The organism is Sphingomonas edaphi (genome assembly GCF_003583725.1).
In the GTDB taxonomy this organism is placed as follows: Bacteria; Pseudomonadota; Alphaproteobacteria; order Sphingomonadales; family Sphingomonadaceae; genus Sphingomicrobium; species Sphingomicrobium edaphi.
This window is the reverse complement of sequence record NZ_QXTF01000001.1, coordinates 254,457-269,101: the sequence shown is the minus strand read 5'-3', so window position 1 is coordinate 269,101 and position 14,645 is coordinate 254,457. Positions and strand designations below refer to the sequence as shown.

The following is a 14,645-nucleotide window of genomic DNA, read 5'->3' as shown; positions in this document are numbered from 1 at the left end:
TAACGGCTGCTATTTCGGTCGCCATGTCTGTTTCGCGTTCCATCCTGATCGTCGAAGACGAGCCATTGATCGCCATGATGCTGGAGGATTTCATCCTCTCGCTCGGGCATGAAGTCAGTGGCAGCTGCGACAGTGTGCCCTCTGCGCTGAAGGAAGTGGAGAGCGGTACGTTCGATCTCGCGATCCTCGACGTGAACCTCAAAGGCGAAAGCGTCTGGCCGGTTGCAGCGGCGCTACGTGAGAAGGGAACACCATTTGTTCTTGCAAGCGGCGGCCATGTCGATCCGCCGCCCGCCGAATTCGTCGACGTGCCGATGATCGAAAAGCCCTATACGATCGACCGGGTCACGCCGGTCATCGATGCCGCGCTTGCACAGGCTGAAGGCTGAAAGCGGGCAGGAAGTTCTCCTCTTGTTCCGCGAGAACAAATAGGATACATCTTTGTCATTGCGGGGGGAATCTCGGCTCCCGATTGACGAGGGGAACATGTTCATGTCAGCGCAACTCAAGGTCGTCGGAGTGAGTGGAGACAGCGTGAATACTGATCGTCAGAAGGCACTAGAGGCAGCGCTCGCGCAGATTGATCGCGCGTTCGGCAAAGGCTCGGCCATGAAGCTGGGTAGCCGCGAGAAGATCGAAATCGAAACGGTATCGACAGGATCGCTCGGCCTCGACATCGCGCTGGGGGTCGGTGGACTCCCGCGCGGCCGCGTTATCGAGATTTATGGACCGGAAAGCTCGGGCAAGACGACCTTGGCGCTGCATTCGATTGCCGAAGCGCAGAAGACCGGTGGCACGGCGGCATTCGTCGACGCTGAACATGCGCTCGATCCGGTCTATGCCAAGAAGCTGGGTGTCGACATCGACGAGCTGATTGTGTCGCAGCCCGACACCGGCGAACAGGCGCTGGAAATCGTCGACACGCTGGTTCGGTCGAATGCCATCGATGTGCTGGTGGTCGACTCGGTCGCCGCTCTCGTTCCGCGGGCGGAAATCGAGGGCGAGATGGGTGACAGCCACGTCGGCCTCCAGGCACGCCTGATGAGCCAGGCGCTGCGTAAGCTGACCGGTTCGATCAGCCGTTCGCGCTGCACCGTCATCTTCATCAACCAGGTGCGCATGAAGATCGGCGTCATGTACGGCAATCCGGAAACGACGACAGGCGGAAATGCGCTGAAATTCTATGCATCGGTCCGTCTCGATATCCGCCGCACGGGTCAGATCAAGGACAAGGACGATATCGTCGGCAACGCCACCCGCGTGAAGGTCGTCAAGAATAAGGTGGCACCGCCCTTCAAACAGGTTGAATTCGACATCATGTATGGTGAGGGCGTTTCCAAGGTTGGCGAAATCCTGGACCTCGGCGTCAAGGCAGGTCTGGTCGAAAAGTCCGGCGCATGGTTCAGCTATGACTCGATCCGTATCGGCCAAGGTCGCGAGAACGCGAAGCAATACCTTAAGGATCATCCGGAGGTTGCACAGCGGCTGGAAAATGCCATCCGCGGCAAAACCGAAGAAGTGGGCGAAGCGCTGATGGTCGGTCCGGACGCCGGCGACGACGCCTAACTTATACCTGACGCAATGGACTAAGGGCGCCCCTCACAGGGCGCCCTTTTTCGTCGCTGCGCTATCGCTCCAACCGCGCAAACAGACGGCCGCGTTCCGTGAGCAACACCAGAACCAGTGCCGCTACTCCGCAAACGGCTAGCCCGGTCGTAAAGGGCACATGACTCCCGTCGAACAACTGGCCGATGGCGAGGCCGATCAGCGCGCCGCCGATCGTGCCTGTCACGCCTTGTACCGACGAAGCCGTGCCGGCGATCGACGCCATGTTACTCATGGCAAGCGTACCGAAATTTGATGTCGTAAATGCGAAGGCCACGAACGTCAGACTCATCATCAGTACGAACAGCCAGAGCGGCTCAACAATGGTGGCCGCGAAGAGTGCGTGGAGTGATGCCACCACGACAAAGCCAATCAATCCGCCGTGTCCAACCCGCCTCAAACCAAAACGTCCCACGACCCGGGAATTGGTCCAACTGGCCAGCGCCATGGGCGCAGCAACGGCCGCGAACACAACACCGATCATATCGGGCGCCTTAAACACGTCGAACACGATTTGCTGGATCGAGGCGATATACGCGGTCAGGCCACCGAAAATTGCGGTCAGCGCTAGGGTGTATCCAACCGACAGGCGGTCGCTTCCGGCTTCGCTAACGGCTCGCCCAATTGCGCCTGCATCAAGGGCGCGGCGATATTCGGGACGAAGTGTCTCGGGAAGGCGAAAGAAGCTCCACACCCACATCAACACACCATAGCCCGCCAGCACCATGAAGATCAGCCGCCACGGTCCGAACAGGAGGATCAGCTGGCCGACGGAAGGGGCCAGCACCGGCACGAGCATGAAGACCATGAAGACCAGGCTCATCACCCGAGCCATCTCTTCGCCTTCGAACAGGTCACGTACCATGGCGGTAACCAGCACACGCGTAACAGCGGCGGAAGCGCCCATGGCGAACCGGCCTGCAATCAGCAACGGGAAAGAAGCCGCGATCCCGCATAACAAAGCAAATGCTGCGTAGAGGGCGATGCCGATCGCCAGAATAGGCTTGCGGCCGAACCGGTCGGCCAGCGGTCCCCAGAAAATCTGGCCGATACCGAAACCGAAGAAATAGACGACAACGACAAGTTGGCGGCGATTTTCGGTTTCCACACCGAGAGCGTCGCCGATCGCCGGCAATGCGGGGATCATCGCGTCAATGGCAAATGCGTTGAGCGCCATCAGACCCGCGAGAAGGGCAACGGTCTCGCGAGGGCCGGACCGGCGCTCGCCGGGCGTTTCGGGCAGGGCGATGGGCATTGTTGCCTGCTGGCGCATTGCGCGCGGCCGTGCAACAGATACGCCTACGTCGACGACAATAAGAGGGGGATATGCGTCTTCACCGTCGCCAACTTCTGGCAGGCAGCGGCCTGCTCGCAGCCGCCTCGATGACCGGGCTGGCCAAGGCGGCCGCCCAAGACGCCGGCGATCTGCGGCCAATGAAGCTTCCCCCGCCGATCGGCCGCGACGAGCGCATGGCCCGCTTGGCCCGGGCGCGTACTCTGATGGCTAAGGAGAATATCGGTGCAATCGTCGTCGAGCCGGGCGCTAGCCTCGATTATTTCACGGGCGTCCAATGGTGGCGGTCAGAGCGCCTGACTGTAGCCGTCATCCCTGTCACGGGCGATCCAATTATCGTCACTCCCTTCTTCGAAAAGCCATCGGTCGAGGAAAGCCTCGGCATAGCCGCCGAGGTGCGGACCTGGGACGAGCATGAGGAGCCGCTGAAGCTTGTCGCTGAATTTCTGCGCTCGCGCGGTCTCGGTGCTTCGCGGATCGGGATGGAGGAAACAAACCGCTACTTCATCATAGACCGGCTGACACAGCAGCTACCGACCGCGAAACTCGTCAGTGCGAACCCTGTCGTGCGCGGTTGCCGGATGATCAAGACGGGGGCCGAAATCGCGCTGATGCAGGCAGCTTCCGACATCACGCTGGCAGCCTTCGCCCATAGCTGGGCGCGCCTGAAGGCTGGTATGACCCCGGCGGATATCGACGCAATAATCGGTTCCGCCACGCGCGCGCTCGGCGGAAGCTACGATGGCGGGCTTGTATTGCTGGGCGAGGGGACTGCCTATCCCCATGGAACGCACAAGCCGCAGGTGATCGAGCGCGGGACCAATGTGCTCTTTGACTGCGGTTGCGACGTTCATGGGTACAAATCGGATATTTCTCGCAGCTTCGTCTGGGGCGCGGATCCTACGTCGGAGCAGCGAGTGGTATGGCAGCAGATGCGTCGGGGCCAGGACATCGCCATGGCGGCCGCTAACGTGGGTGCATCAGCGGGCAGCGTCGATGAAGCCGTGCGGAAGGCTTACGAAAGCTGGGGCTATGGCCCCGGCTACAAGCTGCCCGGCCTGTCACACCGCACCGGTCACGGGATCGGAATGGAGGGGCATGAGCCAATCAATCTCGTCCGTGGCGAGCAAACGCCACTGGCGCCCGGCATGTGCTTCTCCAACGAACCAGGCCTCTATTTGCCCGGTAAGTTTGGCATCCGGCTGGAGGATTGCTTCCACATGACAGCGAGCGGCCCGAAGTGGTTTACCGAGCCGCCAAAGTCGTTGGAGGACCCGATCGGGCGCTCGGCCGCTTGACGCATCGGGCGCCACCCGCAATGCGTTGGGCGGCACAACAGAGGGAAGTTTAATGACGACGAGCGAGCAGAAGGGCATCGCCCTGCAGTGGCAGATGCTGATAGGGTTCCTCGTCGGACTTGTCTTCGGCCTTATTGCGAACGCCGCGGCGGGTGACGCGGCCTGGGTCGAGTGGCTGTCGACGTACATTACTGGACCCGTCGGCCAGATTTTCCTCCGCCTCATCTTTATGCTGGTGATCCCGCTTCTGTTTTCGGCCTTGGTGGTCGGCATTGCGGAAATGGGTGACATCGGCGCCTTGAAGCGCGTCGGGCTGAAGACACTGGCCTTCACCATCGTGGTCTCGGGCATCGCGGTCGTCCTGGCGCTGTTCGTCACCAATTTTTTCCAGCCGGGCGCGGGAGTGGATCAGGCGTTGGCGCAGCAACTGCTGGCCGATGCGCGGGAAGGGGCTGGCGCAATTCTTGCGGGGCAGGCCGACAAGCCGTCGGGCGTCGCCGCAGTGCTAGCGATCATCCCGAATAACGTCGTCGCAGCAATGTCGGCCAACGACATACTCGCGGTAATGGTCTTCGCGCTGATCTTCGGCATCGGCCTCCTGCTGACCGATACGCCCCAGGCGCGAATGTTGCAGAATGGCATCGAGGGCATCTTCCACGTGTCGATGCGCCTAATCGGCTTGATTATTCGCCTCGCGCCCATTGCCATCGCCTGCTTCATGTTCAACCTGGCGTCGGTATTCGGGTGGGACCTTCTGGTCAGGCTGGGCGCCTATGTCGGCGTCGTGCTGCTTGCGCTCGGCGTGCATATGTTTGTCGTCTATCCAATCGTCCTCAGGGTCGCGGGCGGCGTTTCGCCGGTCTGGTTTTTCCGCCAGAGCCAGGAAGCCATGGTCATGGCCTTTTCAACCGCGTCGTCCAATGCGACGCTGCCGACGGCCATTCGCGTAGCCGAAGACAAGCTAAACCTGCCGCGGCGGGTAGCTAGGTTCGTGTTGACCATCGGCGCGACCGCCAACCAAAACGGAACGGCCATCTTCGAAGGCGTCACCGTGCTGTTTCTTGCCCAATTCTTCGGCGTGGAGCTGACGCTGGCGCAGCAGGCGCTGGTGCTGTTCATCTGTATTCTGGGAGGCATCGGCACAGCCGGCGTTCCGGCAGGATCGCTGCCCGTCGTAGCGTTGATCCTCGGAATGATTGGAGTGCCGCCGGAAGGCATTGGCCTCGTGCTCGGCGTGGATCGCTTCCTCGACATGTGCCGAACGACGCTCAATGTTACTGGCGATTTGGCCTGTGCGACGGTCGTCAGCCGGGGCGAAGACCGCGAGGCGCCGGAGGACCTCACGCCTGCCGCGCCGCCAACGCCGGCGTGAGCCCGCTAGACCGGCTCGATCGCCGATACACTGCGATTTTTTGCGACATTTGGGGTGTCGTGCATGACGGCGCCGGATTGCTGCCAGGCGTACTTGAGCGATTCGAGCGTTTCAGGAGCGAAGGACGAACGGTCGTCCTTTTAACCAACGCGCCAAGGCCGGCGGATACCGTTCAAGCTCAGCTTGATCGGTTCGGCCTCCCACGCGACCTGTATGCCGCCATCACTAGTAGCGGAGAGGCGGGTATTGCCGCGCTGACCGATCCAACGCGTCCGGTGGGGTTCATTGGAACCGAGGCAGATCGCTCCGACCTCCTGCGGCATGGCGTTATGCTAGCGGATGAGCAGTTCACCGAGCTTGCCTGCACCGGGCTGGACGAGCCGTCGGGCGATCCGGCCGACTACACCGAGCGGCTAGAGACGCTTGCAGCTCACCATGTGCGGATGCACTGCCTCAATCCTGATCGGGTCGTTATCCATCAGGGCCGCCGCGAGGCGTGCGCGGGTGCGCTGGCAGATATTTACGAAGGGCTCGGCGGGGAGGTCGTCTGGTACGGGAAGCCGCACGGACCGATTTACGACCATGCCCGGAAGCTCGCCGGAAACACGTCGAAAGAGGCAATGCTTGCCATTGGCGATGGGCTGCCAACCGACATTCTTGGCGCGGCGCGGTACGGGATCGACGCGGTGTTCGTCAGTCACGGCATTCATGAAGGTGAACCCGTGCCGGACGATTTTGCACGCCGGCACGGGCTTGGCGATTGGCATCCCATCATAACGGTGCCGGGACTGGCCTGAGCATCAGGCCGGTTCGGCCACGTGCTGCTTCATCACCTTCTCGGCCAAATGACCGTTGAGCTCGGCCAGATGGTCGAACTCCGCCTCGTAGCTGGCGAGGCCCTGGCTTAGGGAGCGGAGTTCAGCCTCGAGTCCATCGAGCTCGCTCTCCGGAATCAGCGCTTCGATCCGGTCCCAGCCGGTCCAGCCATCGCGCGGGCCCATGCCCAGCATCTGGCCCCGGCGGCTGGCAACGGCCGAGGACACTCGGCTGCTTGACGCCGCCGGCGTCACGAGCACCAGTTTCTGAACCGGCTCAAGCAGATGCGCGGCTGCCTGCGCAAGCGCTTCCTGCATCGCGATCCGGCCGGCAAGGCGGAAGGCAAGTTCGCTGGAATCGACACTGTGGTAGCTGCCATCGATGAGGGTTACGGCGACGTCGACGACGGGGAAGCCAAGCGGCCCTTTGCCCATCGCGTCACGCACGCCCTGTTCGACTGCAGGAATCCACTGCTTCGGGATGGCGCCGCCGTGGATTTTCTCGTCGAAGTTGAATCCGTCGCCACGGCCCAGTGGGCGCACTTCGATGATGACGTCGCCGAACTGGCCGTGGCCGCCAGACTGCTTCTTGTGCCGTCCCTTCATCGTCACCGGTTTCCGGATGGATTCCCGGTAGCCGATTGACGGCGCGTGATGCTTCACTTCGACGCCGTAGCGCCGCTTGAGCTTGGCCAGCGTCGTCTTGAGATGCTCATCGTTGACGCCGCGTAACCTCATTTCGTGGCTGGATTCGTCCTGTTCGAGCGACAGGCTGGGGTCTTCCTCGAGAATGCGGGCAAGCGCTCCTGACAAACGCACATCGTCCTTCCGGTCGGCAGGTTCGATTGCCAGCGCGCAGTTGCGTGAGGGCAAGGAGAGTTCGATCGGTTGGGGCAAGGCGGCGCTGCCCAGCCAGTCGCCGGCGCGGACACCATCGGCCTTGGCCACCGCGACGATGTCACCGTCCTGCGCTTCGCTGACCTTGGCAGTTTTGTCGCCCTGGACGCTAAACAGCGCGCCGAGACGACCAGAATGATCGCTGGACGAATTGAAGTCGGAGCTTTCATGGATCGCGCCGCCAAGCGCCCGGGTCATCGCCAGCCGGCCGACGGAGCCGCCGTGGGAGATTTTGAAGGCATAGAGGGCCGGGGACTCGACACCGAGGCGGTTGGCCGTCGATTCCGGTCCCGGCGCTTCATGGCGGAGCGCCTTTAACAGACGGCGAACGCCACAACCGTTCTCAGCCGAACCGAACAAGACCGACACTCCCAGATTGTCGCCCGTCTCGCGCTTAAGGTCGGCGAAGATCGTCCCCGGTTCGGGTACCTCGTCCATCAGCAATTGTTCGAGGAGGGCGTCGTCATGGTCGGCGAGTTGTTCCAGCAGATGGGTGCGCGCCTCCGCCTCGCGCTCGGCGAGGTCATCGGGCAGCGCAATCTGCTCAGACGGCTTGCCGGGGACGTAATGAAACGCCCGTTCAAGCGCGACATCAACGAAGCCGGTGACCTTGTCGCCTTCGCGGATCGGAATTTGCCGGGCGATGAGCGGCGACACGCTCATCGGTTGCAGGGCGGTAAGTAGGTCGCGGATGCGGCCATGAGCCTGGTCTATGCGGTTGACGAAGAGGATGTGAGGTATGCCTTGTTCGTCGAGCATCCTAAGGGCCGGCGCGGCAAGCGCGGCGCGCGAGGGATCGGGATCGACGACGACGATGGCGACGTCCGCAGCGGCAATGCCGCGCGCGGCGTCGGCTGAAAAGCCGATCGAGCCAGGCGCGTCGATGATCGCGAATTTACCGCCGAGATAGGTGAAGTTGTAGAGGTTGGTTTCGGTCGATCCTCCCCGGGAGCGCGCTTCCGCGCTGCTGTCACCGATGGATGTGCCGGCTCCGACCGAACCCTGCCGGTCGGTCGTTCCGCTGGCGAACAGCATTGCTTCCGCCAGACTAGTCTTTCCTGCGCCGGCCGGTCCAACCAGCGCAATGACCCTCGTGCCCGTGGATTCTCCCCCTTTTGCCGAATTAGGCATGCGACTCTCCTTCCTCCGTCTGCTTGTGGCGGGGGCGCGAGTCGCGCGTCGAGCGGCCAGCGCTCTCCAAGCAAGGAGCGTCGGACTCTTTGCATGCGAAGGCAAGAGGGCACGGCGGCCGCGCGCCGCAACATTGTCACCGTCTGGCGGGCGCAGGGGTTGGGCGCTTCGCCAACTTCACCACTCTACCGAGTGCAGTCCCGTCGCTATGATTTCCTTCGACCCACTGCCGTCATCGCGAACGCGACGAAGCAACCCAGTTTTGCGGCTGGATTGCTTCGCGATACTTGCAATGACGATGGCGTTAAGCGGCGGGGAGCAACCTTTGCTCGCCGGCTAGGCGGATGAGCGCGGCCTGCAGCTTTTCGAATGCACGAACCTCAATCTGGCGGATGCGTTCGCGGCTCACGCCGTAGACTTGGCTCAGATCTTCGAGCGTCTTCGGCTCGTCGATCAGCCGGCGTTCGGTCAGGATGTGCTTCTCGCGGTCGTTGAGGCTGTCCATTGCCTCAACGAGCAAGTCGTGGCGAACGCGGCGTTCCTCGTCGTCGGCGATGATTTCGTCCTGGAGCGGCGCTTCGGAGACGAGGAAATCCTGCCACTGGCCTTCGCCATCCTCGCTGCTGCGCAGGGGCGCATTGAGTGACGTATCGCCGCCCATGCCCATCCGGCGGTTCATTGAGATGACCTCTTCCTCGGTCACGCCGAGGTCGGTGGCTATCTTGGCGACGGCTTCGGGCTTCAGGTCGCCTTCCTCAAACGCATCGATCTGGTTCTTCATCCGGCGAAGGTTGAAGAATAGCTTCTTCTGCGCCGCGGTGGTGCCCATTTTCACGAGGCTCCACGAGCGGAGGATGAATTCCTGGATTGAGGCGCGGATCCACCACATGGCGTAAGTGGCGAGGCGGAAGCCCCGGTCCGGCTCAAATTTCTTCACACCCTGCATCAGGCCGATATTGCCTTCGGAAATCAGCTCGCTGACCGGCAGGCCATATCCGCGGTAGCCCATTGCGATTTTCGCGACGAGACGAAGGTGTGAGTTGACGAGCCGCGCCGCAGCATCGGTGTCGTTATGCTCGCGCCAGCGCTTGGCCAGCATATATTCCTCTTCGGGAGCGAGAATCGGGAATTTCTTGATCTCGCTGAGGTAGCGGTTGAGCCCGGCTTCCCCGCCCGAAGCGGGAATCGACACAACCCCTTTTCCATTCGCCATCGTATCGTTCACTCCCAAGGGCCGGAGCGGCTGAGCCGCGCTCCTTACCCGTTTAAAACCTATACACCAAGCGCGCTGAACAGTTCCTGCATGTCCGACGGAAGGGCACTGTCAAACGACAAACGGTCTTTCGTGACCGGATGAATAAAGCCGAGGTGCGCTGCGTGCAGCGCCTGCCGGTGAAAGCCGAGGCTTTTCAGCAATTCGCGGTGCGCCTTCTTAGTGCGGCCGTAGACCGGGTCGCCCACCAGCGGATGGCCGATCGACGCCATATGGACGCGCACTTGGTGGGTACGGCCAGTTTCCAGCCGGCATTCGACCAGTGCCGCGTCCTTCAAATCCTTGAGCTTGCGCCAGTGCGTCACCGCGCGCTTGCCCTTGCCTTCACTGACGATCGCAATCTTCTTCCGATCGTGGCTGGACCGGGCCAGCGGAGCGTCGACCGCGCCTTCCGCAAAACGCGGCACGTCCGACACGATCGCAAGATAGCGGCGGTCGATCGAATGGTCGGCGAACTGCTTTGCCAGACCCTCGTGCGCCCGATCATGTTTGGCAACCACGAGCAGCCCCGATGTGTCCTTGTCGATGCGGTGGACGATGCCGGGCCGGGCTACTCCGCCGATGCCGCTGAGGCTTCCGCCGCAATGATGGAGCAGCGCGTTGACCAAAGTCCCCTCGCGGTTTCCGGCTGCCGGATGGACGACGAGGCCCGCGGGCTTGTCGACGACCAGCAGATGCTCGTCCTCATAAGCGATCACGAGCGGGATTTCCTGTGGCTCGTTATGCGCCGGTGTAGGATCGGGGATGGCCAGCTTGAACCGCTCGTTGCCCTTCACCTTAACCGCTGGATCGCGCACTGCGCCGCCGTCGTTAGTGAGCGCGCCAGCCTTGGTTAGAACCTTGAGCCGCTCGCGCGAAAGAGTGGGAACCTGCACGGCTAGCGCACGGTCGAGTCGCCAACCGGCCTGGCTGTCGTCCAACGCGACTTCGATGATGGTCTGCCCCCCGGCCATGCCAGTCCTATTTGGGGACTGAGTGGCGGCTGTTCAATGGCGCTAGAGCCTTGCTTCAGGTTAAAGTCTCGCGCATTGGCAATCCCATGAACGCTATCGATCTGGCGAGCCTGTTGTGCTCGCGTCTCTGCCACGATCTCCTCTCGCCGGTCGGGGCGCTCAATAACGGGATCGAGTTGCTCGCCGACGAGCAGGATCCCGAGATGCGGGAGCGCTGCCTGGAACTGCTGTCCGAAAGCGCCAAGGCGAGCGCGAACAAGCTAAAGTTCTTCCGGCTGGCATTCGGCGCGGCCGGTGGGTTTGGCGACGAGATCGACACGCGCGAGGCTAAGGCGGCACTGGAAGGTCTCTACGGCGCGGACAAGCGGACCGAGCTTGGTTGGATGGTCGCCGACGACAAGATGGAGAAGGGGGCGGTCAAGCTGCTCCTCAACCTGGCAATGATCGCGGGTGATGCCTTGGTAAGGGGTGGGCGGCTGGACGTCGGTGCGGAGCGGCGGGACGGAGCGCTTGAAATGGTCATTCGCGCCGAGGGGCCGCGCATCTTGCTCGATCCCAAGCTCCGCGAGACTATCTCTAACGGCCATTCCGGCGGCGAGGTCGAGCCGCGCGCCGCGGGAGCCTGGCTGGCGCACAGCTTGGCCGCCCAAGGGGGCGGGACGATTCGGCTCAGCGACCCTGGCGCCGACGTGCTGCTGATCGGCGTGACGCTGCCCGCACAGGGCTAACGAGCCGTTAACTCCTTGACGGCATAGAGGACCCATCAGCTTTTGAGCGTGGGGCCCTGCCGCAGATGGACGACCTGATTGCCGATTTCGTGGCGGAATGCCGGGAGATGCTCGAAGCTTTGGGCGGGGAAATCGTCGCGTGGGAGGCCAATCCCGACGATCGCGCCCGCCTCGACAGCATCTTCCGCTTTGTCCACACGGTGAAGGGCAATTGCGGCTTTTTCGATTTTCCGCGCCTCGAGACGCTTAGCCATGCGGCTGAGGATGCGCTGGCGGATTGCCGCGCTGGCCGCCGTCATCCCGATGGAGCGCTGGTCAGCGCGGTGCTGGCCGTTATCGACCGCATTGGCGAGATGATTGCCTCGATCGACGCCGGTGATGGTGTTCCTGAGGGCGATGATTCGGCACTGATCGACGCGCTGGCGCCCGGAGCGGAAGGGCCCGCGCAGCAAGTTGCAATGCCGGCAGCCGTCGATGCCGCGAGCAAGGCGAGCTCGACGCCGCGGACGATCCGCCTGTCGGTCGAATTGCTGGACCGGGTGATGTCCGGTGTGTCGGATATGGTGCTGGCCCGCAACGAGCTTGCGCGCCGGCTGCGAGAGGCGCCGGATGACGTCGCGGTCGACGGCGCGTTCGAGCGACTGTCCGGCATTATCGCCGAAATGCGCGATGCGATTACGCGCACCCGCATGCAGCGGATCGAGAATTTGTTCGTCGCGCTGCCGCGCATGGTTCGCGACCTGTGCACGGAACTTGGCAAGCAGGTGCTGGTCGATATCGACGGCGGGGATGTCGAGCTGGACCGCGAGATGATTGAGATGATCCGCGATCCGCTGACCCACATCATTCGCAACGCGGTCGATCATGGCATCGAAACGCCGGCGGAACGGCTGAAGGCGGGCAAGCGCGAGATCGGCCTGTTGTCGGTCTCGGCGCGCCAATCGGGCAACCAGATCCTAATCGAGATCGCCGACGACGGCAAAGGAATCGAAGCGTCGAAGCTGGTCGAAAAGGCAGTTGCCAACGGAGTGATCGAACGCGAGGTGGCTTCACGACTCAGCCGGTCAGAGCAGCTGGCGCTGATCTTCGAAGCCGGCGTGTCCACCGCCAAGGAAGTGACCGCGATCTCCGGACGTGGCGTAGGAATGGATGTCGTGCGCTCCAACGTCGAACGCATCGGCGGCTTGGTCGAGCTGGATTCGACGCCGGGCAAGGGCACGCGAATGGTGCTACGCGTTCCGTTGACGCTGACGATTATCCCGGCATTGACCGTTTCAATAGGCAGCCAGCACTTCGCCATTCCTCGTTCCGCGATCGAAGAGATCGTCCGCGCTAACGGCGGCAGTGTCACGCTGGAACGCATCGGCGGCGCAGGGGTCGCGACCATTCGTGGTCGGCGCGTACCCGAAGTCGCGCTGGCCGACGTCCTCGGCTTGCCGAGCGCCATGAACGACCAGGAGCGAACGCTGATCGTCCTTCGTCCGGCGGGCGGCGATGTATATGCGCTGGCCGTCGACCGCATTCACGACCACGAGGAGCTGGTGGTGAAGCCGGCGGCGCCGGCCGTTATGGCGACTGGCCTTTATGCCGGCACGACGCTGGCCGACGATGGCAGCCCCATCCTGCTGTTCGATCCGGCGGGCCTGGCCCAGGTCGGTGGCGTGCGGCTGGAAACCTTGGAACGGGGAGGGCACACCGCCGATGTTCCCGTGGCAGTCAATTCGAACGAGATTCCCGTTCTGCTGTTCCGCGGCTTGGATGGAGCGCGCCGAGCGCTTCGCCTGGGCGTCGTGGACCGCATCGAGGAAGTCGCCGCGGACGCCATCCGCCCGAGCGCCGGTCGGCTTCGGGTCCAGCTTGGCGAAGCGATCCTGCCGCTGGCGGGCGTCGAGCGTCCGGACGAACTCGACGGCAAGGTGCGCGTGTTCCGCCTGAACGACGGCACTCATGAGATCGGCTACGCCTTCCGCGAAGTCATTGACCTGATGTCCATCGAGCGCGACGTCATCCCGGCGGATGTTCCCGGCGCGATAAACGGGGTCACGCTGATCGGCGGCGAGCCGGCTGAACTGGTCGACGCGCACTGGTTGTTCGCGGAGCATCTTGGCACCGCGGCCCGTCCGCAGACGCAACTGGTTTGCCGCCTGCCCGAGGGCGACGCCTGGATGCAAAACATGCTGCGGCCCATTGTGGAGGCGGCAGGCTATCTGGTGATAGGTGACGGTGACGAACTGTCCGCCGACCTGACCATCGTCTCGCACGGCGAACCGGTCCAGTCCGCGCAGTCAGGCAGGGTCCTTCGCCTCGCAACGGACCCGGACCAGGTAAACGGCCAAGACAGCATTTATCGGTACGACCGGACGGGGCTGCTTCTTGCGATCAAGTCGGCCAGCGGAGGGAACCGCTAATGAACGAATTGCTGCTCATCGTGTCGATCGCCGGTAGTCGGGTTGCGCTTCCAGCCGCCGCGGTCGAAAGCGTTGTCGAACTGGAGGCGCTGATCCCGGTGCCGCGCGCGCCGATCCATGTCGCCGGACTCTCTGCTCTCCGCAGCCGGGTGCTGACAGTGATCGACTGCCGACGTTCACTCGAGCTTGGCGCCACCGTGCTTGACGACGGCAGTTTGCAGGAGGCGGCGGTCGTCGAGCTGGACGGACATCATTATGCGCTGACTGTCGACGTCGTCGAAGACGTCGTAGAGGCCTTGTCCGAACCCGCTCCGATCCGTGCGGCGATGGGCGACGGGTGGGAGCGTGTTTCCAAGGGCATGGTGGAGACGGAAGAGGGCCCGCTGCTGCTGGTGGATATTCCGGCGATTATCGCAGGCCCGGCCACGGAAGCTCGGGCAGCTTAAGAGCTTCGTTACCCTTGTCGCGTACTGAACCGGTTGAAACTTACGGAAAGTCCACATGAAAACCTGCCTCATCGTCGACGACAGCAAGGTCATTCGCAAGGTCGCCCGGCATATTCTCGAGACGCTCGATTTCCAGGTCGACGAAGCAGGGGACGGGCGCGAGGCGCTCGACCGCTGCGAGGCGAAGATGCCCGACGTCGTTCTGCTCGACTGGAACATGCCCGTTATGAGTGGCATGGAGTTCCTGAAACTCCTTCGCCAGCGCGGCCATTCGGACCAGCCGAAGGTGGTCTTCTGCACGACGGAAAACGACATGGCGCACATCCGTGCCGCCCTGGAGGCGGGTGCGGACGAGTATGTAATGAAGCCGTTCGACCGCGAAACGCTCCACATCAAGCTGCAGCTCGTCGGCGTCGCCTGAGGTC

General features: G+C 62.8%; 13 protein-coding genes. 9 read left to right on the top strand and 4 right to left on the bottom strand.

The window, feature by feature from the left end; translation table 11 throughout:
- The first annotated feature begins 23 nt into the window (after nucleotides 1-23).
- Both D3M59_RS01380 and recA read left to right on the top strand, forming a co-directional pair.
- Nucleotides 24-389 carry a response regulator gene (locus D3M59_RS01380; RefSeq protein WP_119530896.1) on the top strand — a complete coding sequence of 122 codons (366 nt, stop codon included), beginning with the start codon at nucleotides 24-26 and terminating at the stop codon, nucleotides 387-389.
- A 103-nt stretch (nucleotides 390-492) separates the two neighbouring features.
- Nucleotides 493-1,566, top strand: a complete 1,074-nt coding sequence (gene recA, locus D3M59_RS01375) for a recombinase RecA (RefSeq protein WP_119532807.1) — start codon at nucleotides 493-495, stop codon at nucleotides 1,564-1,566.
- A 61-nt stretch (nucleotides 1,567-1,627) separates the two neighbouring features.
- On the opposite strand, the gene D3M59_RS01370 is transcribed toward recA, so the two are convergent.
- Nucleotides 1,628-2,860 (bottom strand): multidrug effflux MFS transporter, encoded by a 1,233-nt coding sequence (locus tag D3M59_RS01370; RefSeq protein ID WP_119530894.1) that lies wholly within the window; start codon nucleotides 2,858-2,860, stop codon nucleotides 1,628-1,630.
- A 71-nt stretch (nucleotides 2,861-2,931) separates the two neighbouring features.
- Here D3M59_RS01370 and D3M59_RS01365 point away from each other — a divergent pair, with 71 nt between their 5' ends.
- The 3 genes from D3M59_RS01365 to D3M59_RS01355 are packed head-to-tail and all read left to right on the top strand — an operon-like array spanning nucleotide 2,932 to nucleotide 6,366.
- On the top strand, nucleotides 2,932-4,197 hold the full coding sequence (locus tag D3M59_RS01365; protein WP_119530892.1) for a M24 family metallopeptidase: 1,266 nt from the start codon (nucleotides 2,932-2,934) through the stop codon (nucleotides 4,195-4,197).
- Nucleotides 4,198-4,249: 52 nt separating this feature from the next.
- Nucleotides 4,250-5,569 (top strand): dicarboxylate/amino acid:cation symporter, encoded by a 1,320-nt coding sequence (locus D3M59_RS01360; RefSeq protein WP_119530890.1) that lies wholly within the window; start codon nucleotides 4,250-4,252, stop codon nucleotides 5,567-5,569.
- Nucleotides 5,566-6,366, top strand: a complete 801-nt coding sequence (locus D3M59_RS01355) for a TIGR01459 family HAD-type hydrolase (protein WP_158581913.1) — start codon at nucleotides 5,566-5,568, stop codon at nucleotides 6,364-6,366. Before D3M59_RS01360 ends, D3M59_RS01355 begins: the two co-directional genes overlap by 4 nt.
- Before the next feature lie 3 nt (nucleotides 6,367-6,369).
- On the opposite strand, the gene D3M59_RS01350 is transcribed toward D3M59_RS01355, so the two are convergent.
- The 3 genes from D3M59_RS01350 to D3M59_RS01340 form a co-directional block, all read right to left on the bottom strand.
- Nucleotides 6,370-8,412: an elongation factor G gene (locus tag D3M59_RS01350; RefSeq protein ID WP_119530886.1), complete on the bottom strand. Its 2,043-nt coding sequence runs from the start codon at nucleotides 8,410-8,412 to the stop codon at nucleotides 6,370-6,372.
- A gap of 304 nt (nucleotides 8,413-8,716) precedes the next feature.
- Nucleotides 8,717-9,625, bottom strand: a complete 909-nt coding sequence (rpoH, locus tag D3M59_RS01345; RefSeq protein WP_119530884.1) for an RNA polymerase sigma factor RpoH — start codon at nucleotides 9,623-9,625, stop codon at nucleotides 8,717-8,719.
- Nucleotides 9,626-9,684: 59 nt separating this feature from the next.
- Nucleotides 9,685-10,638 carry an RluA family pseudouridine synthase gene (locus tag D3M59_RS01340; protein ID WP_119530882.1) on the bottom strand — a complete coding sequence of 318 codons (954 nt, stop codon included), beginning with the start codon at nucleotides 10,636-10,638 and terminating at the stop codon, nucleotides 9,685-9,687.
- Between the two features lie 86 nt (nucleotides 10,639-10,724).
- Here D3M59_RS01340 and D3M59_RS01335 point away from each other — a divergent pair, with 86 nt between their 5' ends.
- From D3M59_RS01335 to D3M59_RS01320, 4 genes are all read left to right on the top strand, one after another.
- On the top strand, nucleotides 10,725-11,366 hold the full coding sequence (locus tag D3M59_RS01335; RefSeq protein WP_119530880.1) for a histidine phosphotransferase family protein: 642 nt from the start codon (nucleotides 10,725-10,727) through the stop codon (nucleotides 11,364-11,366).
- A gap of 65 nt (nucleotides 11,367-11,431) precedes the next feature.
- Complete coding sequence (locus D3M59_RS01330; protein WP_119530878.1) at nucleotides 11,432-13,774, top strand: chemotaxis protein CheA; 2,343 nt, start codon at nucleotides 11,432-11,434, stop codon at nucleotides 13,772-13,774.
- A complete protein-coding gene (locus D3M59_RS01325) occupies nucleotides 13,774-14,220 on the top strand; it encodes a chemotaxis protein CheW (protein ID WP_119530876.1) in 447 nt (148 codons plus the stop codon). The genes D3M59_RS01330 and D3M59_RS01325 overlap by 1 nt, the downstream gene beginning before the upstream one ends.
- Nucleotides 14,221-14,275: 55 nt before the next feature.
- Entirely contained in the window at nucleotides 14,276-14,641 is a 366-nt protein-coding gene (locus tag D3M59_RS01320; protein ID WP_119530874.1) for a response regulator, read from the top strand.
- Nucleotides 14,642-14,645 lie beyond the last annotated feature (4 nt).